21 protein-coding genes and 1 tRNA gene are annotated in these 26276 nt (G+C 69.7%); 9 read left to right on the top strand and 13 right to left on the bottom strand.

Annotated features, from left to right (window positions below; genetic code table 11):
* Positions 1 to 13 precede the first annotated feature (13 nt).
* From panC to AC1ECW_RS15180, 4 genes are all read right to left on the bottom strand, one after another.
* Complete coding sequence (gene panC, locus AC1ECW_RS15165; RefSeq protein ID WP_409708319.1) at positions 14 to 853, bottom strand: pantoate--beta-alanine ligase; 840 nt, start codon at positions 851 to 853, stop codon at positions 14 to 16.
* Positions 854 to 876: 23 nt separating this feature from the next.
* Entirely contained in the window at positions 877 to 1722 is an 846-nt protein-coding gene (gene panB / locus AC1ECW_RS15170; protein ID WP_409708322.1) for a 3-methyl-2-oxobutanoate hydroxymethyltransferase, read from the bottom strand.
* Positions 1723 to 1812: 90 nt separating this feature from the next.
* Entirely contained in the window at positions 1813 to 2682 is an 870-nt protein-coding gene (locus AC1ECW_RS15175; protein ID WP_409708325.1) for a segregation and condensation protein A, read from the bottom strand.
* A 34-nt stretch (positions 2683 to 2716) separates the two neighbouring features.
* Positions 2717 to 2926: a DUF3460 family protein gene (locus AC1ECW_RS15180; protein WP_409708328.1), complete on the bottom strand. Its 210-nt coding sequence runs from the start codon at positions 2924 to 2926 to the stop codon at positions 2717 to 2719.
* 147 nt (positions 2927 to 3073) lie between these two features.
* Here AC1ECW_RS15180 and AC1ECW_RS15185 point away from each other — a divergent pair, with 147 nt between their 5' ends.
* Both AC1ECW_RS15185 and AC1ECW_RS15190 read left to right on the top strand, forming a co-directional pair.
* Positions 3074 to 4567 (top strand): CYTH and CHAD domain-containing protein, encoded by a 1494-nt coding sequence (locus AC1ECW_RS15185; protein WP_481202170.1) that lies wholly within the window; start codon positions 3074 to 3076, stop codon positions 4565 to 4567.
* Between the two features lie 58 nt (positions 4568 to 4625).
* Positions 4626 to 6056 carry a serine/threonine protein kinase gene (locus AC1ECW_RS15190; protein ID WP_481202171.1) on the top strand — a complete coding sequence of 477 codons (1431 nt, stop codon included), beginning with the start codon at positions 4626 to 4628 and terminating at the stop codon, positions 6054 to 6056.
* Between the two features lie 15 nt (positions 6057 to 6071).
* On the opposite strand, the gene AC1ECW_RS15195 is transcribed toward AC1ECW_RS15190, so the two are convergent.
* From AC1ECW_RS15195 to AC1ECW_RS15205, 3 genes are read right to left on the bottom strand one after another with little or no spacing between them, the layout of a single operon-like run.
* Positions 6072 to 7013 (bottom strand): LysR family transcriptional regulator, encoded by a 942-nt coding sequence (locus tag AC1ECW_RS15195; protein ID WP_409707010.1) that lies wholly within the window; start codon positions 7011 to 7013, stop codon positions 6072 to 6074.
* A 23-nt stretch (positions 7014 to 7036) separates the two neighbouring features.
* Positions 7037 to 8014: a Bug family tripartite tricarboxylate transporter substrate binding protein gene (locus AC1ECW_RS15200; RefSeq protein ID WP_409707007.1), complete on the bottom strand. Its 978-nt coding sequence runs from the start codon at positions 8012 to 8014 to the stop codon at positions 7037 to 7039.
* Between the two features lie 37 nt (positions 8015 to 8051).
* Positions 8052 to 9083, bottom strand: coding sequence for a CDP-6-deoxy-delta-3,4-glucoseen reductase (locus AC1ECW_RS15205; RefSeq protein WP_481202172.1), 1032 nt, complete (start codon positions 9081 to 9083; stop codon positions 8052 to 8054).
* 83 nt (positions 9084 to 9166) lie between these two features.
* Here AC1ECW_RS15205 and AC1ECW_RS15210 point away from each other — a divergent pair, with 83 nt between their 5' ends.
* Positions 9167 to 10072 (top strand): NAD-dependent epimerase/dehydratase family protein, encoded by a 906-nt coding sequence (locus AC1ECW_RS15210; RefSeq protein WP_481202173.1) that lies wholly within the window; start codon positions 9167 to 9169, stop codon positions 10070 to 10072.
* A 231-nt stretch (positions 10073 to 10303) separates the two neighbouring features.
* On the opposite strand, the gene AC1ECW_RS15215 is transcribed toward AC1ECW_RS15210, so the two are convergent.
* On the bottom strand, positions 10304 to 10906 hold the full coding sequence (locus AC1ECW_RS15215; RefSeq protein WP_481202174.1) for a rhomboid family intramembrane serine protease: 603 nt from the start codon (positions 10904 to 10906) through the stop codon (positions 10304 to 10306).
* A 287-nt stretch (positions 10907 to 11193) separates the two neighbouring features.
* On the opposite strand from AC1ECW_RS15215, the gene AC1ECW_RS15220 reads away from it, so the two are divergent.
* On the top strand, positions 11194 to 14316 hold the full coding sequence (locus AC1ECW_RS15220) for a transglycosylase domain-containing protein (protein ID WP_481202175.1): 3123 nt from the start codon (positions 11194 to 11196) through the stop codon (positions 14314 to 14316).
* 88 nt (positions 14317 to 14404) lie between these two features.
* On the opposite strand, the gene AC1ECW_RS15225 is transcribed toward AC1ECW_RS15220, so the two are convergent.
* Positions 14405 to 14491, bottom strand: a tRNA-Leu gene (locus tag AC1ECW_RS15225).
* A gap of 85 nt (positions 14492 to 14576) precedes the next feature.
* Between AC1ECW_RS15225 and cysM the strand changes: the two genes are divergently transcribed.
* Entirely contained in the window at positions 14577 to 15482 is a 906-nt protein-coding gene (gene cysM / locus AC1ECW_RS15230; RefSeq protein WP_409706991.1) for a cysteine synthase CysM, read from the top strand.
* Here cysM and trmB read toward each other — a convergent pair.
* Positions 15452 to 16174, bottom strand: a complete 723-nt coding sequence (gene trmB / locus AC1ECW_RS15235; RefSeq protein ID WP_409706989.1) for a tRNA (guanine(46)-N(7))-methyltransferase TrmB — start codon at positions 16172 to 16174, stop codon at positions 15452 to 15454. The two genes, cysM and trmB, sit on opposite strands and share 31 nt — an antisense overlap.
* Positions 16175 to 16190: 16 nt before the next feature.
* Here trmB and AC1ECW_RS15240 point away from each other — a divergent pair, with 16 nt between their 5' ends.
* Complete coding sequence (locus tag AC1ECW_RS15240; protein ID WP_409706986.1) at positions 16191 to 16736, top strand: NUDIX hydrolase; 546 nt, start codon at positions 16191 to 16193, stop codon at positions 16734 to 16736.
* Positions 16737 to 16831: 95 nt separating this feature from the next.
* Entirely contained in the window at positions 16832 to 17059 is a 228-nt protein-coding gene (locus AC1ECW_RS15245; protein WP_409659784.1) for a sulfurtransferase TusA family protein, read from the top strand.
* Between the two features lie 65 nt (positions 17060 to 17124).
* Here the strand turns inward: AC1ECW_RS15245 and galU are convergent, their stop codons facing one another.
* The 3 genes from galU to AC1ECW_RS15260 form a co-directional block, all read right to left on the bottom strand.
* Entirely contained in the window at positions 17125 to 17988 is an 864-nt protein-coding gene (galU, locus tag AC1ECW_RS15250; RefSeq protein ID WP_481202176.1) for a UTP--glucose-1-phosphate uridylyltransferase GalU, read from the bottom strand.
* Between the two features lie 84 nt (positions 17989 to 18072).
* Positions 18073 to 20901: a valine--tRNA ligase gene (locus tag AC1ECW_RS15255; protein ID WP_409710099.1), complete on the bottom strand. Its 2829-nt coding sequence runs from the start codon at positions 20899 to 20901 to the stop codon at positions 18073 to 18075.
* A 92-nt stretch (positions 20902 to 20993) separates the two neighbouring features.
* Positions 20994 to 21971 (bottom strand): GMP reductase, encoded by a 978-nt coding sequence (locus AC1ECW_RS15260; RefSeq protein WP_481202177.1) that lies wholly within the window; start codon positions 21969 to 21971, stop codon positions 20994 to 20996.
* 235 nt (positions 21972 to 22206) lie between these two features.
* On the opposite strand from AC1ECW_RS15260, the gene AC1ECW_RS15265 reads away from it, so the two are divergent.
* Complete coding sequence (locus tag AC1ECW_RS15265) at positions 22207 to 24585, top strand: UvrD-helicase domain-containing protein (protein WP_409706825.1); 2379 nt, start codon at positions 22207 to 22209, stop codon at positions 24583 to 24585.
* Between the two features lie 95 nt (positions 24586 to 24680).
* Positions 24681 to 26273, top strand: a complete 1593-nt coding sequence (locus tag AC1ECW_RS15270; protein WP_481202178.1) for a class I adenylate-forming enzyme family protein — start codon at positions 24681 to 24683, stop codon at positions 26271 to 26273.
* The last annotated feature ends 3 nt before the right edge of the window (positions 26274 to 26276 follow it).

The following is a 26276-nucleotide window of genomic DNA, read 5'->3' on the forward strand; positions in this document are numbered from 1 at the left end:
GTCGGGCGAGGCTTCAGATCTCCAGGTTGTCGATCAGGCGGGTCGTGCCCAGCCGCGCAGCGGCCAGCACCACCAGCGGTTCGCCAGCCTGCAGTTGTCCGGTCGTCGGCGGCAGCAGGTCGGCGCGCCGGCGCACGCTCACATAGTCGGGCTGCCAGCCCCGCTCGCGCAGATGGGCCATCGCGGCGGCCTCGATCGCGGCCAGGTCCCGCTCACCGCGGCGCAGCCGCAGTTGCACATCCTTGAGCGTCATCGACAATTGCACGGCCTCGGCCCGCTCGGCTTCGCTCAGGTAGCCGTTGCGCGAGGACAGGGCCAAGCCGTCCTCGGCGCGGGCGGTCTCGCCGGCCACGATCTCGATCGGCAGGGCCAGTTGCTGCACCATGCGACGCACCACCAGGAGCTGCTGGTAGTCCTTTTTGCCGAAGACGGCCACGCGCGGCTGCACGCAGTGGAAGAGCTTGAGCACCACGGTGCACACGCCGGTGAAGAAGCCGGGGCGGAACTCGCCTTCGAGCAGGCCGGCCAGCGCGGCCGGCGGCTGCACGGTGTAGACCTGCGGCTCGGGGTAGAGCTCGGCTTCGCTGGGAGCGAAGACCAGATTGCAGCCCACGCTGCGCAGCAGCTCGCAGTCGCGCTCGAGCGTGCGCGGGTAGGTGTCGAAATCCTCGTGCGGGGCGAACTGCAGGCGGTTGACGAAGATGCTGGCCACCACCGGGCCGCCGTGATCCTTGGCCAGGCGCACGAGTGACAGATGCCCCTCGTGCAGGTTGCCCATCGTGGGCACGAAGGCGGTGCGGGTGCTGCCGGCCAGGGCCTGGCGGAGTTCGGCGATGGTGTGGACGATGCGCATGGGGTGGGCCCGCGGGCGGGGGCTCAGTAGCTGTGGTGTTCGGGGTGGGGGAAGCGGCCGGCCTTGACTTCCGAGACGTACAGGCGCACGGCGGCCTCCACGTCGTGGGCCTCGGCCATGAAGTTGCGCACGAAGCGCGGCAGCCTGCCGCGCGTGATGCCCAGCATGTCGTGCAGCACCAGCACCTGCCCGGCGCAGGCCGTGCCGGCCCCGATGCCGATGGTGAGCAGCTGCGGGTTCTCGGCGCTCACGCGCGCAGCCAGGTCGGCCGGCACGAGTTCGAGCACTAGCATCGCGGCGCCGGCGTCGGCCAGTTCGCGGGCGTGGGCCCGCAGTGTGGCGGCGGCTTCGTCGCTGCGGCCCTGCACACGGTAGCCGCCCAGCGCGAACACGCTCTGGGGCGTGAGGCCGAGGTGGGCGCACACCGGGATGCCGCGCTCGGTGAGGAAGCGCACGGTCGGCGCCGTCCAGCCGCCGCCTTCGAGCTTGACCATCTGGGCACCGGCCTGCATGAGCGCGACGCTGGAGGCCAGGGCCTGCTCGCGGCCGGCCTGGTAGCTGCCGAAGGGCAGGTCGGCGATCAGCCAAGCGCTGCGGTTGCCGCGTGCCACGCAGCGGGTGTGATAGGCCACGTCGTCGAGCGTGACCGGCACGGTGCTGGGCTGGCCCTGCAGCACCATGCCCAGCGAGTCGCCCACCAGCAGGCAGTCCACCCCGGCCGCGTCGAGCACGCGCGCGAAGCTCGCGTCGTAGCAGGTGAGCATGGCGATCTTCTCGCCCGCAGCGTGCATCTCGCGCAGGCGAAACAGGCTCAGCGGCTTGCGCGTGGGGGCGCAAGGCTCGTCGGCAGGGGATGCATGGCTGCTCATCGCGGGCACCGGCTCCGGGAGAAAGTGCGCGGATTCTAGCGAGGCGTGTGCGATCTTCGCTGCGGCGCACCAAACGCCGTTGCTATGGCTTCATGTGGGCTGATAGGCGAGCCGGACGTAGATCGGTGCGAAGGCCTCGGCCTGGGTGATTTCGAGCAGGCGTTCGCGGGCCAGTTCCAGCATTGCGATGAAGGTGACCACCACCACCTGGGGGCCACGCGAGGGGTCGAAGAGTTCGTGGAATTCCATGAAGCGGCGCCCCTGCAGGGTGCGCAGCACGAGGCTCATGTGCTCGCGCACCGAGAGCTGCTCGCGGGTGATCCGGTGGTGTTGCACCAGTTTGGCGCGCTTGAGGATCTCGGCCCAGGCCTCGCGCAGGTCGTTGACGCTGACGTCGGGGAAGCGCGGCTTGAGCGACTGCTCGATGTGGATCTGGGCGCGCAGGAAGTCGCGGCCCAGCACGGGCAACTGGTCGAGCTTGGCGGCGGCGAGCTTGATCTGCTCGTACTCCAGCAGGCGGCGGACCAGTTCGGCACGCGGGTCCTCGGGTTCCTGGCCTTCTTCGGTCTTCTTGGGCGGCAGCAGCATGCGCGACTTGATCTCGATCAGCATGGCCGCCATCAGCAGGTATTCGGAGGCCAGTTCGAGGTTGCGGCTGCGGATCTGGTCGACGTAGCTCAGGTACTGGCGCGTGACGTCGGCCAGCGGGATGTCGAGGATGTTGAAGTTCTGCTTGCGGATGAGGTAGAGCAGCAGGTCCAGCGGGCCTTCGAAGGCTTCGAGGAAGACCTCCAGCGCATCGGGCGGGATGTAGAGGTCTTGGGGCAGTTCGAAGAGCGGGGCGCCATAGAGTTTGGCCACCGCGGCCACGCTGTCGACGACCTCGGGCAGGCCGTCCTCGCCCGGCGCCAGCGCCGGGCCTGTGGGGTCGGCCTCAGGGGCCAGGGCGGCGTCGCTCACGGACGTTCCGGGTCGCTGGGCAGGGCGCGGGGGCTCACTCCCCCAGGCCCTTGGTCTGGTAGACGTAGGGCTGCTGGGGCACGCGGGCGCGCTGGAACTCGCTCTGGGCCTGCCGGTCGATCTCACGATCCCACAGCAGTGCGCGGCCGCGGCGTTGCTCCTCTTCGAGGGTGGGCTTCCTGGCCTTGAGTTCCTCGATGAACTGCGTGACGTCGGACTTGTAGGGCTTCCAGAAGAGCGGCATGGTGGACGGGCGGCGCAGGGCCGCTAAAGTGAAGCTTTCAATTTTACCGGGGCAGCGGCATGGTTGGACGGTGGGCCGGTCGGAGCGAGGAACTGGGCCTGAGGGTGGGCGGCGACGCGCAGCGCATCGCCCGCTGACGGAGGGCCCATGCAGGAGTTCGAGATCAAGTACCAGGTGCCGCCCTCGCGGCGCGCGGCCCTGGAGGCGGCCTTGCAGCGCTGCGGCGGCACGCGGCGCGTGCGCCTGCGGGCAGCCTACTTCGACACCCCGGGACGCGAGCTGGCGCGGGCGGGCCTGGCCCTGCGGTTGCGCAAGGAAGGCCGGCGCTGGGTGCAAACGCTCAAGGCCGCGGGAGAGGATGCGCTGACGCGCTTCGAGCACAGCGTGGTGCTGGAGGCGGCGCAGGCCACGGTCGATCCGACCCGTCATGCCGGCACGCCGCAGGGGGATCGTCTGCTGGCCCTGGTGCGCAGCGCCGGGCCCCTGGCCGAGACCTACCGCACCGAGGTGTGGCGCCGCGTGTGTCGCCTCAAGCATCGCCTGGGCCAGGTGGAGCTGGCGCTCGATGTGGGGGAGATCCGCAGCGGCGAGCGCCGGGCGCCGCTGTGCGAGTTCGAGGTCGAGCGGGTGGACGGTGAGTCCGAGGCGGTGCTGGAGGTGGCCGGGCGCTGGATGGCGCGTTTTGGTTTGTGGCTGGACATCCGCTCCAAGGCCGAGCGGGGGGACCGCCTGGCCCGGGGCCTGGTCAGTGTGCCGGCCACGAAGGCGACAGCCTTGGCCTTGCCGCGCGAGGCAACGCTCGTTCAGGCCTGGCAGGCGGTGCTCGGGGCGGCGCTGGCGCACCTGCTGCCCAACGTCTGCGAGCTGGCGCAGGACGTACCGGAGGCGGCCGGCCACCGGGTCGAGCAGGTGCACCAGGCCCGCGTGGCCCTGCGGCGCCTGCGCACGGCGATGCGCTTCTTCCGGGGCTGGCCGGGGGTGCCTGACACCGGGGCCGCCCGGGACGCCATCCGCGCCGTGTTCGCCCGGCTGGGGCAGGCCCGCGACCGGGATGTGGTGGCGGCTCTGCTCGCGCCGGTGTTGACCCCGGCGGACCTGTCGCTGCCCGATGCGTGGACCACGGCAGCCACCGGCCCCGATGGCGTGGCCGAAGCGTTGCGGTCCACCGAGGTCCAGCGCCTGTGGTTGCAGTTGCTGCGCTGGCGTCTGGCCGGGCCGCTGCCGGGGGCGGACGAGCCTTTCGAGCCGCTGGCGACGAAACGGCTGCGGTCCAGGCATCGCGCGGTGGTGGCGCAGGCCCCCGACTTCCTGGTGCTGGATGACACCGCGCGGCATGCGCTGCGCAAGCGCATCAAACGCCTGCGCTATGCGGTGGACTTCGCTGGCAGCTTCTACGAACCCGAGGCGGTCAAAGGCTATCTGCGCGCCCTGGCGGCGGCTCAGGAGTGCTTCGGCCAGTTCAACGATCTGGCCATGGCCCAGGCCCGGCTGGACGGGATCGACGCGCCTTGGGCCTGGTACGCGCGCGGCTGGCTGGCGGCGCGGCGTGAGGCCCTGCTGCCGCTCTGCCAGGCCAGCCTCGAGACGCTGGCCGGGGCGCCGCGCTTCTGGAAGGTGCGCCGCAAGAAGGGCCGGGGATGACGCACAGCCGCCGTCGGCCTGTTAGGCTCGCGGTGTCCGTGCCCGTCCCCACCCCCTCATGCCCGTCGATCCCGAGTCCACTGCCGCGGTGAACGAACCGGCACCGGCCGGCGCCCGCATCCTGCCGGCCGGCACCCGCTGGGCCGAGTACGAGATCGAACGGGTGCTGAGCGACTCCGGCTCGGGCCTGGTCTACCTGGCCACCGACCACGCGCTGGAGGTGCCGGTGGCGATCAAGGAGTATTTCCCGCTGCACCTGGCCTGGCGCGATGCCCTGGGCCAGGTGCATCCGCTGCCAGGGCGCGACACGCAGGCCTGGGAGGCCGGATTGCGCGCCTTCGTCGGCGAGGCGCGCTTGCTGGCACGCTGCGAGCACCCCGCGCTGGTGCGGGTGCTGCGCCTGGCGCAGACCGAGGGCACGGCCCGCTGCGTGATGCCCTATGTGCCGGGCAAGCGCCTGTCCGAGACCCGCGAGTCGCCGCAGTGGATGCCTTCCGAGGCGCAGGTGCTGCAGGTGCTCGAGGCGCTGTTGGGGGCGCTGGAGGACTTTCATGCCGCGGGGGGCGTGCACGGGGGCGTGCGGCCGTCCAACATCCTGTTGCGTCCCGACGGACGGCCGGTGCTGCTGGGGCCGGGCCATGCGAGCCGGGCCACGGCGAGCGACCTGGTCGAGTCGCTGATGGCACGGTTGGAGCCGTCCTTCGCCCCTCCGGAGCTGAGCGTCTCGATCGGGGAGCACACACCGGGCCCCTGGAGCGATCTGTACGCTTTGGCGGCGGTGCTGCGATGGTGGATGACGGGGATGGCGCCGCCCCCCGCGGCCCAGGTGGCCGCAGGGCGGCGGCTGGAATCGATGGACGAACTGCTGCGCAGGCTGCATGGGGCCTGGCCACAACGGCCCTATCCCTCGGCGCTGCTGGAAGCGCTGGACGCGGCCTTGCTGCCGGTGCCGCGTGAGCGGCCGCGCAGCGTGGCGGAGTTCCGGGCCCGGCTCGACAGCCGGGGTGTGGCCCGCTGGGCAGTGGCGGCCTCAGTGGGGCCAGGGCCCGTCCAGGCGGGGGGCGCGGCCTCGCCGCAGACCCCGTCACCGCAGTCCGCGGGGGTGGCCGCGTCGTTCCCTTCCGTGCGTTCGCGGCCTATGCCTTTGGACCCGCTCGGTGGACCCGCCCTGCCGACGGGCGCAGCCGGCGGCGCGGCCCGCTCGCCGGACGAGGCGCTGGAGCGCTTGCGGGCGATGCGGACCGACCCGCCGGCGGCGCCCTGGCGGCAGCGCTGGCGCCAGGGCCTGGTGGGCGCGGCGCTGGCCGCCCTGTTCATCGGGGTGTGGTTCCTGGAGCCTCCAGCTCCTTCGGGCCCTCTTCCGGGCCCGGGGCTGCCGTCGGCGCAGCTGCCCTCCAGTGTGGACGAGGCCGCGTCGCTCCCCGTCGCCGAGCCTGCGGCCTCGGCCGCTGCACCCGCCGTGCGCGCGCCGGCAGCGGCTTCGCGCTAGCCTCAGCAGGCTGGGTCAGGCCGCCGCGGAGGGCTCCACGAAGGTGGGGGCCCGCGGTGTGCGCCCGTCGAGTTCGCCGAACAATTCGATCGCGAGCTCGCGCAGCCAGCGGTTGCCCGGGTCGTTGTGGAAGCGGCGGCTCCAGTGCAAGGCCACGGTGAAGTCGGGCAGGTCCACCTCGGGTTCCACCACGCCGAGCGTGCCGCCGCGCGCGAAGGTGAGGGCAGTGCGGCGCGGCACGATGACCGCCAGGTCGGTCTCGCGCACGATCGACGGAATCACCATGAAGTGCGGGATGCTCAGGCGGATGCGGTCCTGCAGGGCCAGCGTGTGCAGCACGCGCGAGGTCTCGGTGTGCTGGCGCACCACGATGTAGTCCAGCCGCGCCAGCCATTCGCGTGTGGGCGCCTCGTGCAGCAGCGGGTGGTCGGCGCGGGTGAGCACCACGTACTTCTCGTGCAGCAGCTCGCAGCGTTCGGTGGCGTCCACCCCGGGCAGGTAGCCGAAGGCCAGGTCGATCTTGCCGGTGTCCAGCGCATCCTGGATCTGACCGTGCTCGAGCTGATGGGTCTCGATGCGCACCTGCGGCGCGGCGCGGCGCACGGCATGCATCAACGCGGGCAGGAAGACCCCTTCGCCGATGTCGCTCATGTGGATACGGAAGGTCTTGCGGGCTCGGGCCGGATCGAAGCCGCCGCTGGCGTGCAGGGCCTCCTCGATCAGGTGCAGGGCATGGCGCACGGCATCGGACAGGGCGTCGGCCTTGGCCGTGGGGGCCACACCGCCCGACACCCGCACGAAGAGCGCATCGCCCAGCAACAGGCGCAACCGGGTGACGCCATGGCTGACGGCCGGCTGCGACAGGCCCAGCACCTCGGCCGCGCGGCTCACGCTGCGCTGCTGGTAGACCGCATCGAAGATGCGCAGCAGGTTGAGGTCGAGGTCGCGCAGGTTCATGCCTGGGGCCCGACGCGGCAGGCTCAGTGCAGCGAGGCGCCGCTGGCCTTGACGAGCTTCTCGTACTTCGCAAGCTCCGCCTTGACGAAGGCCCCGAACTGCGCGGGCGTGGTGGGGGAGGGCTCGGCCATCAACTGGGCGAAGCGGGCTTTCACGTCGGGGTCCTGCAGGGCCTTGACGAAGACGTCGTGGAGCCGCTGCACCACATCGGCCGGCGTGCCACCGGGGGCGAACAGCCCGAACCAGGTGTCGATCGCAAAGCCGCTCAGGCCCGACTCGGCGATGGTGGGCAGCTCGGGCATCGCGCTGGAGCGCTGCGCCGTGGTCACGGCCAGGGCCTTGAGGCGTCCGGCGCGGATGTTGGCCGAGGCGGCGGCGAGGTTGTCGAAGTTCAGGTCCACCTGACCGGCCAGCAGGCCGAGCTGGGCCGGCGCGGCGCCGGCATAGGGGATGTGCACCATGCTCACCCGGGCCTGGGCCTTGAACATCTCGCCGGCCAGGTGCCCGGCACTGCCGTTGCCGCCCGAGCCGTAGTTCAGCCGCCCGGGATGGGCGCGGGCGTAGGCGATCAGGTCGGCAACGCTGTCGATCTTCAGGCGCTGCGCGGTCTCGACGTTCATCACCAGCACGTTGGGCACACGGGCCACCAGCGTGATCGGCGCGAAGTCGCGGATCGGGTCGTAGGGGATGCGGGCATAGAGCCAAGGGTTGATGGCATGCGTGGCCACCGCCCCCATCACCAGGGTGTGGCCGTCCGGCGCGGCCTTGGCGACATGGTCGGCGCCGAGGTTGCCGCCGGCGCCGGCACGGTTTTCCACGACCACCGGGCCGAGGCTGTCTTTGGCTTTCTCCGCCAACAGCCGCGCAATGGTGTCCAGCGGCCCGCCGGCCGGGTAGGGCACCACCAGGCGCACGGTGCGGGCCTGGGCCTGGGCCAGGCCGGGCAGGGCGAGCGTGGTGGCCACGGCGGCGTGGGCGAGCAACCAATGGCGGCGCTTCATGTGTGTCTCCTCGTCGGCTGGTTGGGATGTTCGGTCTTCAGTGCTTGTCGGCTTCAGAGGTGAAGGCGTCGGCGTAGAACTCCTCCTCGGGCAATCCGCAATGCGCGACGAAGTCACGCCGGGCCGACTCGACCATGACGGGCGCGCCGCAGGCATAGACCTGGTGGCCCGACAGGTCGGGCAGGTCGGCCATCACGGCCTGGTGTACGAATCCGGTGCGGCCGCTCCAGCCGTCCTCGGCCTTGGGCTCGGACAGCACGGGCACGTAGCGCAGCCAGGGCAGGCGAGCGGCGGCGGCCTGCGCCCATTCGTGCAGGTACAGGTCGGCGCGGCTGCGGCAGCCCCAGTACAGCACCGTGGGCCGTGCGAGGGCCTTGAACTCCATGTGTTCGAGGATGGCCTTGATCGGCGCAAAGCCGGTGCCCGAGGCCAGCAGCACGATGGGCTTGTCGCTGTCCTCGCGCAGGAAGAAGCTGCCGAAGGGCCCCTCCATGCGCAGGATCTCCTTTTCCTTCATCGCGCCGAAGACGTGGTCGGTGAACTTGCCGCCGGGCATGTGGCGGATGTGCAGTTCGATGCCGGGCTGGGCTTCCTGCGTGTGCGGCGCGTTGGCCATCGAATAGCTGCGGCGTGCACCGTCGCGCAAGATGAACTCTATGTACTGGCCCGCGTGGTACTGCAGCCGGTCGTTGGCCGGAAGCTGCAGCTTGAGCACCGCCACGTCGGGGGCGGGCCTGTCGATGCTGCTGACGCGGCAGGGCATCTTCTTGATCGGGAACTGGCCGGCAGCGACCACCTCGCGCGACTCGATCACCAGGTCGGTCTGCGGCGTGGCGCAGCAGGTGAGGATGTAGCCGGCCTCCTCCTCGGCCGGGCTCAGGGCCTTGAGCTGGTGGGCGCCGTGGATCACGCGCCCGTCCTTCAGGCGGCTCTTGCACGAGCCGCAGGCGCCGTCCTTGCAGCCATAGGGCAGGCCCACGCTCTGGCGGATGGCAGCGGCGAGCACGGCCTCGTCGCGCTCGACGGTGAAGGTGTGGCCGCTGGGCTGCACGGTCACGGTGAAGGTCATGGCAAGCCTCGTAAACTGCGAAATCCCCTATTTTGCCCGCTGGTGCAAAGCCCCTTTGCGGGCCGCCGGCTGGCCTGTGCGCCATGCTCCAGACCTCGCCCGTCCCCGCTGTCCTGCGACGCCGTCCGCGCCTGCTCATCGTCGGCTGCGGCGATGTGGGCCTGCGGGTGGTGCGCCTGCTGGTGCCGCGCTGGAAGGTGCTGGCCCTGACCTCGCAGCCCGGCCGGGTGGCCGAGTTGCGCGCGGCTGGCGCGGTGCCCCTCGTGGCCAACCTGGACGAGCCGGCCAGTCTGACCCGCCTGGCCGGCCTGGCCGATGCGGTGCTGCATCTGGCGCCGCCGCCCGGCCAGGGGGGGGGCGACCCACGCACCGCCGCCTTGCTGCAGGCCCTGGCCCGCCGCGGCGTCCCGCGCTGCCTCGTCTATGCCAGCACCACCGGCGTCTATGGCGATGCGCAGGGGGCGCGTTTCGACGAGACCCGCCCGGTGGCGCCGCGCTCGGACCGCGCCCGGCGCCGCGTCGATGCCGAGGCCCGTGTGCGATGGTTCGGGCGGGCCTTCGGCGTGCGCGTGTCCATCCTGCGCATCCCCGGCATCTACGCGGCTGACCGCCCGGGAGGGCATCCGCGCGAACGCCTGCTGCGCGGCACGCCGGTGCTGCGGGCCGAGGACGACGTCTACACCAACCACATCCATGCCGACGACCTGGCCCGCGCCTGCGTGGCCGCGATCGCGCGCGGCAAGCCGCAGCGTGTGGTGCACGTGAGCGACCACACCGAGCTGAAGATGGGTGATTACTTCGACCTGGCCGCCGACCTGTGCGGCCTGCCGCGCCCACCGCGCATCGGCCGGGCCCAGGCGCGCGAGCAGCTCGCGCCCACCCTGCTGTCCTTCATGAGCGAGTCGCGCCGGCTGAAGAACGGCCGGCTGCTGCGTGAGCTGCGCCTGCGTCTGCGCTACCCGACGGTGCGCGAGGGGCTGCTGGCCTGAGTCAGATGCCTGGGGCCGCACGCAGATGCTTCATGCGATCCATCGACACCAGCCTGACCGTGAACACCCGCGGGCCGCGCGCACTCGCAGGCCCAGACACTGCGGCCAGACCAGGCGGCCGATCAGGGACAGGGGTGCCATGGCAGACCTCCGCGCCGAAGCATGCACAGCCGCAGCATCGCGCTTTCACGCGACCCCGCCCGGCGCAGGGGCATTGCGCCGCCGGGGCGGTCAGAAGCGCCGGCGTCCCTGGAAGGGCGGCTTGCCGCGCCAGTACTGGATCATCAGGAAGCCGCCCAGCATGCCGCCCAGGTGGGCGAAGTGGGCGATGCCCGAGGCCGTGCCCGACATGCCGAAGACGAGCTCCAGCGCACCGAACAGAGCGACGAAGTACTTGGCCTTCATCGGGATCGGCGGGAACAGCGGAACGATGATGCGATTGGGAAACAGCATGCCGAAGGCCAGCAGCAGCCCGAACAGCCCGCCGGAGGCCCCCACTGTGGGGTAGCGTGCGCCGGCGAGGTAGGTGACCACGAGCTGCAGCACCGCAGCGGCCAGCACGCTGGCCAGCAGGAACTGCAGATAGCGGCGCTGTCCCCACAGGCGTTCGAGCTCGCTGCCGAACATCCACAGGCCCAACATGTTGAAGAACAGGTGGCCGATGCCGCCGTGCAAGAAGGCATAGGTCACGACCTGCCAGGGCATGAAAAAGTCGCTGAGAACCGGCCACAGCGCGAACACGCGCGTCAGCATCAGGCCCAGCAGCATGTCGATCGAGAAGGCGGCCACGTTGGCCAGGAGCAGCACCTTGGTGACGGGGGGCAGTGGGGGCATGAGGCTTGGGCGTTTCGGATGCGGTGCCCGGGATCATAGCGGCAGCCCCTTGCCGCGGTCGGTCTGCGAAGGCCCTGCGGTGCGGCTTGACATGCCGTGACGAAGGCGGGCCAGCGGCACCGGGGCCGGTGCTGCACAGCAATTCAGTATGCCTCCAAGGGCCTTGGCCTGGCGGATTTGCGGTCGATGCCCCCCTGGAGCCGAGGGGGCAGGACTGCGATGGGCTCCGGGCGGCCCCATTTCGCGCTATCGTTGTGAGAGCCGACATAGCGTGACGGGGAGCCTCGATGCCTGCGCGTGCCGTGCAGCGCCTTCAGTCAGCGGGCCTAGCGCCCTGGGGCTGGCGTTTGGCCGTCGCAGGGTTGATTGGCCTGGTGGTCGTCGTGGCCTGGCGCGGCGTGACGCAGGAGATGCAAACCTCGCGCGTTCAGGCCCACTGGCTGGCCGACCTGGCCGCCCAGTTGCATGTCTCGGTGCAGCCAGGCCGCAGCCAGGCCATCCGCTTTCCCGCGGACGGGCCCTACGACCTGCGCCTGGGCTACCACGGATTGCCGGCGATGATCGAGCGCCTGTCCGCCCGCGGCTTCGAGGTGCAGGCCCAAGCCCGCTGGTCGCCCAAACTCATCGAGCTGCATGACCGTGGCCTGTTCACGATCTACCCCGAAAAAAGCCAGGCGGGCCTGCAGGTGCTCGACTGCCGTGGCGAGACCCTGTCGGCCAGCCTGCATCCCCGGCAGGTCTACCCCGATGTGCAGGCCGTCCCCCGTGTGCTTGCCGACAGCCTGCTCTACATCGAGAACCGCGAGTTGCTCGACCCCACGCGGGTGCACCTGAATCCTGCGATCGAATGGGACCGGCTCGGCAAGGCCGTGCTCGAACAGGCCCGCCGCACCGTGGACCCGGGCCAGTCCGCCGCCGGCGGCAGCACCCTGGCCACGCAGATCGAGAAGTACCGCCATTCCCCCCAGGGCCGCACCGACTCGGTGGGCGAGAAGCTGCGGCAGGTAGCCTCGGCCTCGCTGCGGGCCTACCTGCACGGCGAACACACCCTGGCGCGCCGACAGCAGATCCTGCTGGACTATCTCAACACCGTGCCGCTGGCTGCCCAGGTGGGCTTCGGCGAGGTGCACGGCCTGGGCGAGGGCCTGTGGGCCTGGTATGGCCGCGATTTCGACGAGGTCAACCGTCTGCTGTCGACCCTGGTGGATGGCGAGGTCAGAGCTGCGCCGCCCGCAGCCAGCCGGGCCCGGGCCTTCCGCGAGGTGCTGCTGCGTGAGCAGGCCCTGGCCTACAAGCAGGCGCTGTCGCTCATCGTCGCGCAGCGCCGGCCCTCGCATTACCTGGCCGAGCGCGCGCCCGGGCTGCGCGAGCTCACCGACAGCCACTTGCGCCTGCTCGCCCGTGACGGGGTCATTCCCATGGCCTTGCGCGATGCCGCCCTGCCGCTGCCGCTGGAGCTGCTGCCGCAGCAGACCGTGCCGTCCCTGGGCAGCTTCGTCGAGCGCAAGGCGGCCAGCGCCGCGCGCACGCGCCTGTCGAGCCTGCTGGGCGTGTCGCGCAGCTACGACCTGGACCGTCTGGACCTGGTGGTGGACAGCACGCTCGACGCCCGGGCCCAGCGGGCGGTCACCGAGGCGCTGCTGAGGCTGCGCACGCCCGAGGGCGTGCGCTCGGCGGGCCTGGTGGGACACCGCCTGCTGGGCGAGGGCGACGATCCGGCACCCCTGCGCTACAGCTTCACGCTCTTCGAGCGCGACGGCCAAGTCAGCCGTGTGCGCGTGCAGACGGACAACTTCGACCAACCCTTCGATCTGAACGAAGGTGCCCGGCTCGACATGGGCTCGACTGCCAAGCTGCGCACGCTCGTGAGCTATCTCGAAGTGGTGGCGCAATTGCATGAGCGCTGGGCTGGCCTGGACGCGGCTGCGCTGGCCGCGCTGCAACCGGCCCCGGGCGACACCTTGGCGCGCTGGGTGCGCGAGCACCTGCTGCGCACCGAGGATCGCAGCCTGGAGGCCCTGCTCGAGGCCGCGATGGAGCGGCGCTACACGGCCAGCCCGGCCGAAACCTTCTTCACCGGCGGGGGCCTGCACCGCTTCGGCAATTTCGATGCCGAGGACGATCACCGCACGATGACGGTGCGCGAAGCCTTCCGCCGCTCGGTCAACCTGGTCTTCATCCGGCTCATGCGTGACGTCGTGCAGCATCTCGTGCACCAGCAGCCGGACTTCGACCCCCGCCTGTTCGACGACCCGGCCCACCCTGCCCGGCAGCGCTGGCTCGAACGATTCGCCGACCAGGAGGGGCGGCAGTTCATCGTGCGCTTCCACGCCGCGCTGCGGGAACGTTCGCCCGAGGAGGTCGAGCGCCAGCTCGTGGGCGGGCGAGCGGCCACGCTGCAGCGCCTGGCCGCGCTTTACTACGGTTTGGAACCCCAGGCAGGCGTGACCGGGCTCGCCGATTTCCTGGCCCGCCATCGCGGGGGCGAGGCGGTGCCGCCGGCGGTGTTGCAGCGCCTGCACGAACAGGCCGCCCCTGGCCGGCTGTCGCTGTCCGACCGCGCCCACCTCGCCGGCGTGCACCCGCTGGAGCTGTGGGTGGCGGCCCGGTTGCGCGCCCATCCCGCGACCAGCCTGCGCGAGCTGCTGGCCGCCGGCCAAGCGGCCCGGCTGGAGTCCTACGACTGGCTCTTTCGCACACGCCACAAGGCTGCGCAAGACCAGCGCATCCGCCAGGTGATGGAGCAGGCCGCTTTTGCCGAGCTGCACCGCCGCTGGCAGCGGCTGGGCTATCCCTTCGACACCCTCACGCCCTCGTATGCAAGCGCCCTGGGGGCCTCGGGGGATCGGCCAGCGGCCTTGGCCGAGTTGATGGGCGTGATCGCCCACGAAGGCCTGCGACTGCCGACGGTGCGCATCGAGGGCTTGCAGTTCGGGCGGGGCACGCCGTACGAAACCCACCTGACCCGTCAGCCGGCCGCGCCCGAGCGCGTGCTGCCGGCCGAGGTGGCGCGCGTTGCGCGCCGGGCCCTGGTGGACGTGGTGGCCCAGGGCACCGCGCGGCGGCTGCTGGGCAGCGTGCGCAGCGCCGATGGACGGGCGGTGGAACTGGGCGGCAAGACCGGCACCGGCGACCACCGCTACACCGTGCAGGGCCGCGACGGCCGGGTGCTGGCCTCGCAGGTGCTCAACCGCTCGGCCAGTTTCGCCTTTGTGCTGGGCGAGCGCCACCATGGTGTGCTGATGGTCTATGTGGCCGGCCCCGACGCCGAGCGCTACCGCTTCACCAGCGCCTTGCCCACGCAGTTGCTCAAGTCGCTGCTGCCGACGTTGTGGCCCTGGATCGACGGCCATCCCTGCACGCCACCCAAGCGGGAGACGCCACCGGGGGACCTGGCCCGGTCGGGGTGAGCAGCGGGCCGGGCGGGGCCGCCTGGCAGCGCAAGGGGCTGCGCAGCGAACGTGCAATACACGTCAGCGCCCGTTCGCTGCTGTGCAGTGGTGCCCGGGGCCGGAATCGAACCGGCACGGTGTTGCCACCGGCAGATTTTGAGTCTGCTGCGTCTACCAGTTTCGCCACCCGGGCAGGGTGCTGGAAGAGGGGCGATTATGTCATGGACCGCGAGGGCCGCGGCTGGCCTGCCACAATGGCGGCAGGAGAGTTCCCTGCCATGCCCACTTACAAGACCCTGGAAGACGCGATCGGCCGCACGCCGCTGGTGAGACTGCAGCGCCTGCCCGGCGCGGACAACGAGCGCCGCGGCAACGTGATCCTCGGCAAGCTCGAAGGCAACAACCCGGCCGGCTCGGTGAAGGATCGTCCGGCCATCAGCATGATCCGTCGCGCCGAGGAGCGCGGCCAGATCCGTCCCGGCGACACCCTGATCGAAGCCACCTCGGGCAACACCGGCATCGCGCTGGCGATGGCTGCGGCCATCCGCGGCTACCGCATGCTGCTGATCATGCCGGAGGACCTGTCCATCGAGCGGGCGCAGACGATGAAAGCCTTCGGGGCCGAGCTCATCCTCACGCCCAAGGCTGGCGGCATGGAATACGCCCGCGACCTGGCCGAGCAGATGCAGCGCGAGGGCAAGGGCGTGGTGCTCGACCAGTTCGCCAACGCCGACAACCCGCGCATCCACTACGAGACCACCGGCCCGGAGATCTGGGAGGACACCGAAGGGCGCGTCACGCACTTCGTCAGCGCCATGGGCACCACCGGCACCATCACCGGCGTGTCGCGCTACCTGAAGGAGAAGAACCCGGCCGTGCGCATCATCGGGGCCCAGCCCAGCGAGGGGTCCCGCATCCCGGGCATCCGCAAGTGGCCGCAGGAGTACCTGCCGAAAATCTACGACCCCAGCGCCGTGGACGAGCTGATCTACGTGAGCCAGGCCGACGCCGAGGACATGGCCCGCCGCCTGGCGCGCGAGGAAGGCCTGTTCGGGGGCATCTCTGCTGCCGGGGCTTGCTGGGTGGCGCTGCAGATCGCCCAGCAGGTCGAAAACGCCACCATCGTCTTCGTGGTGTGCGACCGCGGCGACCGCTACCTGTCCACGGGCGTCTTTCCGGCCTGAACCTCGGGGGAGAGAACCCGCCACAGCGTGTGGCCGGCATCGCGGTACTTGCGTTCGAAGGGCGAGACCGGATCGGCCCGCTCGGCCGGCCCCGGCACGTCCAGCGTGGCCTGCCGACCGGCCAGGCGCAGCGCCCGTGCGAACTCCTGCGCATAGACGGCCCAGTTGCTGCGCAGCTCGATTCGCCCGCCCAAGGCCAGCAGGGCCGGCAGGCGCGGGTGGGTGCCCCAGCGGCGCATCACATGCTCGGCTTTGGGCCAGGGGTTGGGGTATAGAAGATGGTGCTCGGCCAGGCGCCAGCCGGCCTGGGCCATCAGTGCCCACACGTCGCCGACATCGGCACGCAGCAGCATCAGGTTGGGGGGCCACGCGGTGCGCAGCTTGCGCTGTCCTCGCTCCAGGCGCTTTGCCGACTGATCGATGCCCACCACCAGGGCCTGCGGATGCCGCCAGGCCAGCCGGGCGCTGCTCTCGCCGGTGCCGCAGGCGCTGTCCAGCACCAGCGGGCGGCCCTCACGGCACCGGGCGACCGCCTCGAAGGCGGCCACGCTGTAGGGGGCCGGCGGCTTGCGAAAGGGGGTGGCCAGATGGCGGCGCACGAGTTCGTCCAGCCGGGGGTGGGGGGCGTCCTGGTTGCTGCTCACCGGACGCGACAGCGCCCGGCCGGCTTCGGCGCTAGGATGGGATTCCACGATTCGACGGTGCACGATGACGATTCAGGCCTATACCTACAAATTCTGCCCGCAGTGCGCCTCCCCGCTGGCCTGGCAGGCCCAGATGGAAGACGGCGGCGAGAAATCGCGTCTGCGCTGTGCAGGCTGCGGCTTCACGCATTGGAACAACCCCACGCCGGTGCTGGCTGCGGTGATCGAGCTGGAAGACCGCGGCGGGCAGTTGCTGCTGGCGCGCAACGCCGCCTGGCCGGGCCGCTTCTTCGGGCTGGTCACCGGCTTCATGGAAGCCGGCGAAACCCCCCAGGAAGGCGTCGCCCGCGAAGTGGCCGAGGAGACGGGCTTGACGGTCACACAACTGTCCATCATCGGCGCCTACGACTTCCAGCGCATGAACCAGGTCATCATCGCCTACCACGCCCTGGCGCGCGGCGAGATCGTCCTGTCGCCGGAGCTGGCCGAATACAAGCTGCTGGCGCCCGAGTCGGTGAAGTGCTGGCCGGCCGGCACCGGCCAGGCCCTGGCCGACTGGCTGCGCTCGCGGGGCCATCCCGTGCGCTGGCTGGACGACCGACCCCGGTGAGACCTTGAACCCGCAGGCCTACATGTTCGAAGGACGCACAACTCAACGGCTGCCGATCAACCCTAGAATATGGCGTCACTCGTTTCGGATCGACCATGGACATCCACAAGGAACTCGACACCCGCGGGCTGAACTGCCCCCTGCCCATCCTCAAGGCCAAGAAGGCCCTGACGGAGATGCACAGCGGCGAGCTGCTCAAGGTGGTGGCCACCGACCCGGGCTCGATCCGCGATTTCCAGGCCTTTGCCAAGCAGACGGGCAACGAGCTGGTGGAACAGCAGACGCTGGACAAGGAGTTCGTGCACGTGCTGCGTCGCCGCTGAGCCGCCAGGCCGCCATGTGACAAGGGCTGCCCGTCGGCAGCCCTTGTGCATTGGGGCCGGGCCCGTCAGAGCTCCAGGCCCTTCAGGTAGGTGCGGAAGCTCGCGCCCAGTTCCGGATGCTGCAGCGCCAGTTCGACAGTGGCCTGCAGGAAGCCTTCTTTGCTGCCGCAGTCGTAGCGGATGCCTTCATAGCGGTAGGCGAACACCTTCTCGCGGCGTAGCAGGCCGCTGATGCCGTCGGTGAGCTGGATCTCGCCGCCCACGCCGCGCGGCTGGCGGCGGATCTCCTCAAAGATGCCCGGCGTGAGGATATAGCGGCCCGCCACCCCCAGGCGCGAGGGTGCGTTCTCGGGGGCGGGCTTCTCGACGATCTGGGTCAGGTCCATCAGGCGCTCGTTCACCGGCGTGCCGGCGCAGATGCCGTAGCGCCGCGTCTGCTCGGCCGGCACTTCCTGCACGGCCAGGATGGACACGCGCCATTCGCTGAAGATCTCGACCATCTGGCGGGTGATGCCTTTGGCGCCCACCATCAGGTCGTCAGCCAACAGCACGGCAAAGGGATCGTTGCCCACCAGGCGCTCGGCGCACAGCACGGCGTGTCCCAGGCCCAGCATCTTGGGCTGGCGGACGAACACGCATTCCATGTCCTCGGGCTTGATGGACTGCACCACTTTCAGCAGCTCGTGCTTGCCGGCGGCTTCGAGCTCGGTTTCCAGCTCGTAAGCCATGTCGAAGTGGTCTTCGATCGGGCGCTTGGTGCGGCCGGTCACGAAGATCATCTCGCGGATGCCCGCGTCGTAGGCTTCCTCGACGGCGTACTGGATGAGCGGCTTGTCCACCACGGGCAGCATCTCCTTGGGCTGCGCCTTGGTGGCGGGCAGGAAGCGGGTGCCGAGGCCGGCAACGGGAAAAACGGCTTTGGTGATCATGGGCGTGTTTGTACTCGTTTCCGCGGAGGGCTGTCTGTCGGCCTCCCGCGGACAGGGGGCCCCTGAACATGGGGCCGGCCTTGCTCAGCCCAGGCGGGCGATCTGCTCACGCAGCTTGGCCAGCGTCGATCCAAAGTCAGCCAGGCGCTGCCGTTCCTGCTCGACCACGGCCGCCGGGGCGCGCGCCACGAAGCTCTCGTTGCCGAGCTTGGCGCTGGCCTTGGCGATTTCGGCCTCCAGTCGCTTGACTTCCTTGCCCAGGCGCTCGCGCTCGGCAGCCACATCGATTTCCACATGCAGCGCCAGGTGGGCCTCGCCCAGCACGGACACCGGCGCCAGCTTCGTCGCCTCGGCAAAGGCGGCGGTGTCGGTGAACAGCTTCACGTCGCTGAGCTTGGCCAGGGCCTTGAGCAGCGGGGCGGCGGCCTCGATGAAGGCGGCGTCGCCCAAGGCATACAGCGGCACGCGCTCGGCCGGCGACAGGCCCATCTCGCCGCGCAGGTTGCGGCACGCGCCCACCAGGGCCTTGAGCTTGTCCATCCAGGCGTCGGCCTGGGCGTCGATGCGCTCGGGCTGGGCCACGGGGTAGGGCGCGCTCACGATGAAGGCCTCCGAGCCCGCCGCCTTGCGGCCGGCCACCGGGGCCACCTTCTGCCAGAGTTCTTCCGTGATGAACGGGGTGATCGGATGCAGCAGGCGCAGCACGGTCTCGAGCACGCGGATCAGGGTGCGTCGCGTTGCGCGTTGCCGGGCGGCGTCGCCGGTGGCGATCTGCACCTTGGCGATCTCGAGGTACCAGTCGCAGTACTGGTCCCACACGAACTGGTAGATCGCGTTGGCCACATTGTCCAGCCGGTAGTCCGCGAAGCCCTGGGCCACGGCGGCCTCCACCCGCTGCAGCTCGCCCACGATCCAGCGGTCGGCCTGCGAGAAGTCGAGGTAGCCGCCGCTCACGCACTCCTGGGCGCCGTGCTCGGCCAGACCGCAGTCCTGGCCCTGGCAGTTCATCAGCACGAAGCGCGTGGCGTTCCACAGCTTGTTGCAGAAGTTGCGGTAACCCTCGCAGCGCTTGCTGTCGAAGTTGATGTTGCGACCCAGGCTGGCCAGCGCAGCGAAGGTGAAGCGCAGCGCATCGGCCCCATAGCCGGGGATGCCCTCGGGAAATTCTTTCTTCGTGGCCTCACGCACCTTGGGCGCGGTCTCGGGCCGGCGCAGGCCGGTGGTGCGTTTTTCGAGCAGGGGTTCGAGTGCGATGCCGTCGATCAGGTCCACCGGGTCGAGCACGTTGCCCTCGGACTTGCTCATCTTCTTGCCATGGGCGTCGCGCACCAGGCCGTGGATGTAGACGTGGTGGAAAGGCACCTGGCCGGTGAAGTGCACCGTCATCATGATCATCCGGGCCACCCAGAAGAAGATGATGTCGAAGCCGGTGACCAGCACGGACGAGGGCAGGAAGAGTTCGAGCTCCTTCGTCTTCTCAGGCCAGCCCAGCGAGGAGAAAGGCACCAGGGCCGAGGAGTACCAGGTGTCGAGCACGTCCTCGTCGCGCGTGAGAGCGCCGGTGTAGCCGGCTTCAGTCGCCTTGGCACGGGCCTCTTCTTCGCTGCGGGCCACGAAGAGCTCGCCGCCCGTGCCGTACCAGGCGGGGATCTGGTGGCCCCACCAGAGCTGACGGGAGATGCACCAGTCCTGGATGTTCTTCATCCACTGGTGGTAGGTGTTCACCCACTGCTCGGGGAAAAACTTCACCGAGCCGTTGTCGACCACCTCGATGGCCTTCTGCGCGATGCTCTTGCCGTCGGGCCCGGGCTTGCTCACGGCCACAAACCACTGGTCGGTGAGCATGGGCTCGACGATCTGGCCGGTGCGCTCGCAGCGCGGCACCATGAGCTTGTGCTTCTTCACCTGCACCAGCAGGCCCTGGGCTTCGAGATCGGCCACCACCTTCTTGCGGGCCTCGAAGCGGTCCAGGCCCCGATAGGCTTCGGGCACCTCTTCGTTGGTCTTCGCGTCGAGCGTGAAGATCGTGATCATCGGCAGCCCATGCCGCTGGCCCACCGCGTAGTCATTGAAGTCGTGCGCCGGCGTCACCTTCACCACGCCGGTGCCGAATTCGCGGTCCACGTATTCGTCGGTGATCACGGGGATGGTGCGGCCGGTCAGCGGCAGCCTCACTTGCTTGCCGTGGAAGGCGGTGTAGCGCTCGTCCTCGGGGTGCACCATCACGGCGGTATCGCCCAGCATCGTCTCGGGCCGGGTGGTGGCCACCACCACCTCGCCGGAACCGTCGGCCAGCGGATAGCGGATCAGCCAGAGATGACCGTCTTCCTCTTCGCTGGTGACCTCCAGGTCGGACACGGCCGACTTGAGCACCGGGTCCCAGTTCACCAGGCGCTTGCCGCGGTAGATCAGACCCTGCTCGTAGAGCCGCACGAAGGTTTCGGTGACCACCTTGGACAGCTTCTCGTCCATCGTGAAGTACTCGTGGCCCCAGCTCACCGAGTCACCCATGCGGCGCATCTGGCGGGTGATGGTGGAGCCGGAGGCCTCCTTCCATTCCCACACCTTGGCCACGAAATTCTTGCGTCCGAGGTCGTGGCGCGACTGGCCGGTTTTGGCCTGGAGTTGGCGCTCCACCACGATCTGGGTGGCGATGCCGGCATGGTCGGTGCCGGGCACCCACAGGGTGTTGTGGCCGCGCATGCGGTGGTAGCGCGTGAGCGCGTCCATGATCGTCTGATTGAACGCATGGCCCATGTGCAGCGTGCCGGTGACGTTGGGCGGCGGCAACTGGATGCAAAACGAGGGCCGGGCCGGGTCGAGCGTGGGCGCGTACAGGCCGCGCTGCTCCCACAGCGGGCCCCAGTGGGCCTCGATGGCGGCGGGCTCGAAGGACTTGGCGAGTTCGGTCATGGGGCCGGGCGTGCGAGGGGAAAACGAAAGCGGCGTCCCACGGGACGCCGCCAAACCTGGGATGCCGCAATTTTAGGCGCGGCAGAAGGAGCCTACATGAAGAGGTGTTCCCCGGCGTTCTCGCCGCCGAGGATCACGTAGTTGACCTTGCGCAGGTCGGCCAGCGTGCGCCCGCCGGCGTAGCTGATGGAGCTTTGCAAGTCTTCGCGCATTTCGCGCAGCGTGTCGGCGAGCTTGCCCTTGATCGGCTCGAGGATGCGCTTGCCCTCGACGTGTTTGTACTCGCCCTTGTTGAAGTCGCTGGCCGAGCCGTAGTACTCCTTGTAGAGCTTGCCGTCGATCTCGACGGTCTGGCCGGGGGACTCCTCGTGGCCGGCGAACAGCGAGCCGATCATCACCATGGCCGCGCCGAAACGCACGCTCTTGGCGATGTCGCCATGGTGGCGGATGCCCCCGTCGGCGATGATGGGCTTGGTGGCCACACGGGCACACCACTTCAGCGCTGAGAGCTGCCAGCCGCCGGTGCCGAAGCCCGTCTTGAGACGGGTGATGCAGACCTTGCCGGGGCCAATGCCCACCTTGGTGGCATCGGCCCCCCAATTCTCCAGGTCGATCACGGCTTCGGGCGTGCCCACGTTGCCGGCGATCACGAAGGTCTGTGGCAGCTTGTGCTTGATGTGGTCGATCATCTTGCGCACGCTGTCGGCATGACCGTGGGCGATGTCGATGGTGATGTAGTCGGCCCCCACGCCCTCGGCGGCCAGGCGGTCGATCACTGCGTAATCGGCGGCCTTGACGCCCGAGCTGATCGAGACGAACAAGCCCTTGTCGCGCATGCGTTTTGCGTAGGCCACGTTGTCCAGATCGAAGCGGTGCATCACATAGAAGTAACCGTTGGCGGCCAGGTACTCGCTGATGCGCTCGTCGAGCACCGTCTTCATGTTGGCCGGCACCACCGGCAGCTTGAAGCGGCGGCCGCCGAACTCCACCGAGGTGTCGCATTCGCTGCGGCTTTCCACGCGGCATTTGCGCGGCAGCAGCAGGATGTTGTCGTAGTCGAAGATTTCCATGGTCAAGGCTCCGGGTGGCAGTAGGGCCTGCCGATGGGCGGTGGCAGGCTTGCGGGCGGCGCGTTGAGGCAGTGCGCGGCCCAATGGCTGCGAGCGCTTGATTTGGAGCCGGTCGGGTCCGAAACCGTCAGCGAGGGCGGTGGACACAAAAAAACCGGGCTCCAACATTTGGGCCCGGTGGCGCATTCTACGCCGAACCTCGGGCAGGCGCATACCCCTCTCCTAGAATCGGCCCATGAGCATCTTCCCTCCCGATCCCGCGCCCGTTGCGGCGCCTCCTGCGGCCCCGGCCGGCCTGCTGCAGCACCTCAACCCCGAGCAGTATGCGGCGGTGACGCTGCCGCCGCGCCACGTGCTGGTGCTGGCCGGTGCAGGCTCGGGCAAGACGCGGGTGCTCACCACCCGCATTGCCTGGCTGATCCAGACCGGCCAGGTGGGTCCGGGCGGCGTGATGGCCGTCACCTTCACGAACAAGGCCGCCAAGGAGATGCTCACGCGCCTGGGCACGATGCTGCCCATTCCCGTGCGCGGCATGTGGATCGGCACCTTCCACGGCTTGTGCAACCGCTTCCTGCGCGCGCATTGGAAGCTGGCGGCCTTGCCGCAGAGTTTCCAGATCCTGGATTCGCAGGACCAGCTCTCGGCCGTCAAGCGCGTGATCAAGGCGATGAACCTGGATGAAGAGCGCTTCGTGCCCAAGCAGGTGGCGTGGTTCATCGCCGGCTGCAAGGAAGACGGCCTGCGACCCAAGGACGTGCAGGCGCGCGACGAGCACACGCGCAAGCTCATCGAGGTCTACCAGGCCTACGAGGACCAATGCCAGCGCGAAGGTGTCGTGGACTTCGGCGAGCTGATGCTGCGCACCTACGAGCTGATGCGCGACCACACCGCGCTTCGCGAACACTACAACCGCCGTTTTCGCCACATCCTGGTGGACGAGTTCCAGGACACCAACAAGCTGCAGTACGCCTGGCTGAAGATGTTCGCCGGCCCTGAGAGCGCCGTGATGGCCGTGGGCGATGACGACCAGAGCATTTATGCCTTTCGCGGCGCGCAGGTGGGCAACATGGCCGACTTCGAGCGCGAGTTCCGTGTGGACCAGGTCATCAAGCTGGAGCGCAACTACCGCAGCTTCGGCCACATCCTCGATGCGGCCAACGCGCTGATCTCTCACAACACGCGGCGCCTGGGCAAGAACCTGCGCACCGAGGCCGGGCCGGGCGAGCCGGTGCGCGTCTATGAGGCCACCAGCGATTTCGCCGAGGCGCAGTGGCTGGTCGAGGAGGCGCAGCAACTGCACCGCGACGGCGTGCCGCGCAGCGAGACGGCGGTGCTCTACCGCAGCAATGCGCAGTCGCGCGTGCTGGAAAGCGCGCTCTTCAACGCCGGGATCCCCTACCGCGTCTACGGCGGGCTGCGCTTCTTCGAGCGCGCCGAGATCAAGCATGCGCTGGCCTACCTGCGCCTGATCGAGAACCCCAACGACGACACCAGTTTCCTGCGCGTGGTGAACTTCCCCACCCGTGGTATCGGCGCTCGCACGATCGAGCAGTTGCAAGACGCCGCCCGCGCCAGCGGCCGCAGCCTGTACCAGAGCGTGGGCGCAGTGGCTGGCAAGGGCGGGGCCAACCTCGCGGCCTTCGTGGCCCTGGTGGACGCCATGCGCGAGGCCACGCAGGGCCTGACGCTGCGCGAGATCATCGAGCACGTGATTGAGGCCTCGGGCCTGGCCGACTTCTATCGCACCGAAAAGGAAGGCCGCGAGCGGCTGGAGAACCTGGACGAACTGGTCAATGCCGCCGAGGCCTTCGTGACGCAGGAGGGCTTCGGCAAGGACGCCGTGGCCCTGCCGGTGGACGAGCAGGCTGGCGCCATCGCTGCAGGCAGCCCACCGGCCATCGCCGCAGTGGACCTCACTCCCGATGCCGAGACCGGCGAGATCGTCTCACCGCTGGCCGCCTTCCTGACCCACGCGGCGCTGGAGGCCGGCGACAACCAGGCCCAGGCCGGCCAGGACGCGCTGCAACTGATGACGGTGCACGCGGCCAAGGGCCTGGAGTTCGACGTGGTCTTCATCACCGGCCTGGAAGAAGGCCTCTTCCCGCACGAGAACTCGCTGTCGGATGCCGACGGCCTCGAAGAGGAGCGCCGGCTTATGTACGTGGCCATCACGCGCGCGCGCAAGCGCCTGTACCTGAGCCACAGCCAGACGCGCCTGCTGCACGGCCAGACACGCTACAACGTCAAGAGCCGCTTCTTCGACGAACTGCCCGAGGGGGCGCTCAAGTGGATCACGCCCCGCACCCAAGGCTTCGGCTCCGGCTTCGAGCGCGACTACCGCGCCGCTTGGCAGCGCGGCTCGGGACTGGGCAGCATCGTGGGGGCCGGCCGCCAGCCCGAGACGCCGCCCGCCTGGGCGGCTCCGAGGGCCACCACCAACGAAGGCCAAGCCCTGCGCGCCGGCCAGAGCGTCTTCCACAACAAATTCGGCGAGGGCGTGATTCTCACCCTCGAAGGCAGCGGGGCCGACGCACGTGCACAGATCAATTTCGGCCGCCATGGCGTCAAGTGGCTGGCCCTGAGCGTGGCCAAGCTCACCCCGGTGGAGGGCTGAGCAGGGGGGGGGGGCTTTGTTCTGCATGGCAGAACGAAAAACTGAAGAGCGGAATCGGCTTTATCATTCGGCGGTCCGGTGTCTGGCCGGGCCGGATGGGAGCCTTCGCCTTGAGTTCGACCGACCTGTTCACCCCCGGGGCTGCGGAAGATCTGCAGCCGCAGCGCCTGCACCACTGGCTCGACCATTGGGCGCAGCGGCAAAGCGACGCGCCTGCGCTGCAGGATGAGCGCGCCGCGCTGAGCTATGGGGCCCTCGCGGCGGCCGTGGAGGCGGCCGCGCAAGGCCTGCGTGAGGCCGGGGTGCAGCCGGGCGACCGTGTGCTGGTGGTGGGCGAGAACTGCAATGCCGCCGCGATCCTGGTGCTGGCCTGCAGCCGGCTCGACGCCTGGGTGTCCTTGGTCAATGCCCGCCTGTCCGAGCGCGAGATCGACACCTTCCTCGAGCACTCCCAGGCCCGCGTGGTGGTCGGCCTGGGCGAGGCCTCGGCCGAGGCGTTGCGTCATCTGCAGCGCCTGGGCGGCAGGTCACAGCGCTGGCCCGGCGCGGGCGAGGTGCTGCTCGCCGCCGGCCACCCCCAGGCCTCACCCGAACCGGTGAGCGAGGCGGCGGACGCCCAGGTTGCCGCATTGATCTACACCTCGGGCACCTCCGGCGCACCCAAGGGGGTGATGCTCACCCATGCCAACCTGCTCTTCATCGCCGCCAACAGCCGCCGCCAGCGACGCCTGACGAACGCCGACCGGGTTTATGGCGTGCTGCCGCTGTCGCATGTCTATGGCCTGACCGCCGTGCTGCTGGCCACGCTGTCGGCCGGCGCCAGCTTGGTGCTGGCCGCCCGCTTCGCCCCCGAGGCCATGGCCCGGGCGCTGGCGGACGAACGCATCACCGTGCTGCACGGTGTGCCGGCCATGTATGCCAAGCTGCTGGAGTGGGGCGATCGGCCGGGCAACACCCTGCGCGCGAGCGCGTTGCGGGTGGCACAGTCCGGTGGCGCGCCGCTGGACCAGGCGCTGAAGGACCGCTTCGAGCAGCACTTTGGCCTCCCGCTGCACAACGGCTATGGCATGACCGAGGCGTCGCCCTCCATCTGCCAGACCCGCCTGGATGCGCCGCGCCGTGACTGCTCGGTGGGCCCGCCGATCCCCGGCATCGAAGTGCAGGTGGTCGATCTCGAGTCGCGCCGGCCGGTGCCGATGGGCGAGACCGGCGAGCTGTGGCTGCGCGGGCCCAATGTGATGAAGGGCTACTACCGCAACCCGGCACTGACGGCCGAGACGGTGGACACCGACGGCTGGCTGCACACTGGCGACCTGGCCCGCATGGAAGCCGACGGCACGCTGTCGATCGTGGGCCGCTCGAAGGAGCTCATCATCCGCTCGGGATTCAACGTCTACCCGGTGGAGGTGGAAGACGTGCTCAACGCCCATCCGGACGTGGTGCTCTCGGCCGTGGTGGGCCGCCCGGTGCCGGGCAACGAGGAGGTGGTGGCCTTCGTCGAGCCCGTGCCGGGCCGCACGCTGGACACCGAGGCGCTGATGGCCTGGCTGCGCGAGCGTCTGTCGCCCTACAAGCTGCCGGCGCAGATCGTCGCGATGCCCCAGTTGCCCGCCTCGGCCACCGGCAAGCTCTACAAGCAGCGGCTGCGCGAGCAGGCACTGCAACTCTCGAGCTCCAAGGAGGCCTGACTG

It is taken from the genome of Caldimonas hydrothermalis, from assembly GCF_056746695.1.

Excerpts from the sequence above, each read along its gene's own strand:
- panC (WP_409708319.1), bottom strand. The coding sequence starts at position 853 with ATGCGCATCGTCCACACCATCGCCGAACTCCGCCAGGCCCTGGCCGGC.
- panB (WP_409708322.1), bottom strand. The coding sequence starts at position 1,722 with ATGAGCAGCCATGCATCCCCTGCCGACGAGCCTTGCGCCCCCACGCGC.
- AC1ECW_RS15180 (WP_409708328.1), bottom strand. The coding sequence starts at position 2,926 with ATGCCGCTCTTCTGGAAGCCCTACAAGTCCGACGTCACGCAGTTCATC.
- AC1ECW_RS15185 (WP_481202170.1), top strand. The coding sequence starts at position 3,074 with ATGCAGGAGTTCGAGATCAAGTACCAGGTGCCGCCCTCGCGGCGCGCG.
- AC1ECW_RS15190 (WP_481202171.1), top strand. The coding sequence starts at position 4,626 with ATGCCCGTCGATCCCGAGTCCACTGCCGCGGTGAACGAACCGGCACCG.
- AC1ECW_RS15195 (WP_409707010.1), bottom strand. The coding sequence starts at position 7,013 with ATGAACCTGCGCGACCTCGACCTCAACCTGCTGCGCATCTTCGATGCG.
- AC1ECW_RS15200 (WP_409707007.1), bottom strand. The coding sequence starts at position 8,014 with ATGAAGCGCCGCCATTGGTTGCTCGCCCACGCCGCCGTGGCCACCACG.
- AC1ECW_RS15205 (WP_481202172.1), bottom strand. The coding sequence starts at position 9,083 with ATGACCTTCACCGTGACCGTGCAGCCCAGCGGCCACACCTTCACCGTC.
- AC1ECW_RS15210 (WP_481202173.1), top strand. The coding sequence starts at position 9,167 with ATGCTCCAGACCTCGCCCGTCCCCGCTGTCCTGCGACGCCGTCCGCGC.
- AC1ECW_RS15215 (WP_481202174.1), bottom strand. The coding sequence starts at position 10,906 with ATGCCCCCACTGCCCCCCGTCACCAAGGTGCTGCTCCTGGCCAACGTG.
- AC1ECW_RS15220 (WP_481202175.1), top strand. The coding sequence starts at position 11,194 with ATGCCTGCGCGTGCCGTGCAGCGCCTTCAGTCAGCGGGCCTAGCGCCC.
- cysM (WP_409706991.1), top strand. The coding sequence starts at position 14,577 with ATGCCCACTTACAAGACCCTGGAAGACGCGATCGGCCGCACGCCGCTG.
- AC1ECW_RS15240 (WP_409706986.1), top strand. The coding sequence starts at position 16,191 with ATGACGATTCAGGCCTATACCTACAAATTCTGCCCGCAGTGCGCCTCC.
- AC1ECW_RS15245 (WP_409659784.1), top strand. The coding sequence starts at position 16,832 with ATGGACATCCACAAGGAACTCGACACCCGCGGGCTGAACTGCCCCCTG.
- galU (WP_481202176.1), bottom strand. The coding sequence starts at position 17,988 with ATGATCACCAAAGCCGTTTTTCCCGTTGCCGGCCTCGGCACCCGCTTC.
- AC1ECW_RS15255 (WP_409710099.1), bottom strand. The coding sequence starts at position 20,901 with ATGACCGAACTCGCCAAGTCCTTCGAGCCCGCCGCCATCGAGGCCCAC.
- AC1ECW_RS15260 (WP_481202177.1), bottom strand. The coding sequence starts at position 21,971 with ATGGAAATCTTCGACTACGACAACATCCTGCTGCTGCCGCGCAAATGC.
- AC1ECW_RS15265 (WP_409706825.1), top strand. The coding sequence starts at position 22,207 with ATGAGCATCTTCCCTCCCGATCCCGCGCCCGTTGCGGCGCCTCCTGCG.
- AC1ECW_RS15270 (WP_481202178.1), top strand. The coding sequence starts at position 24,681 with ATGGGAGCCTTCGCCTTGAGTTCGACCGACCTGTTCACCCCCGGGGCT.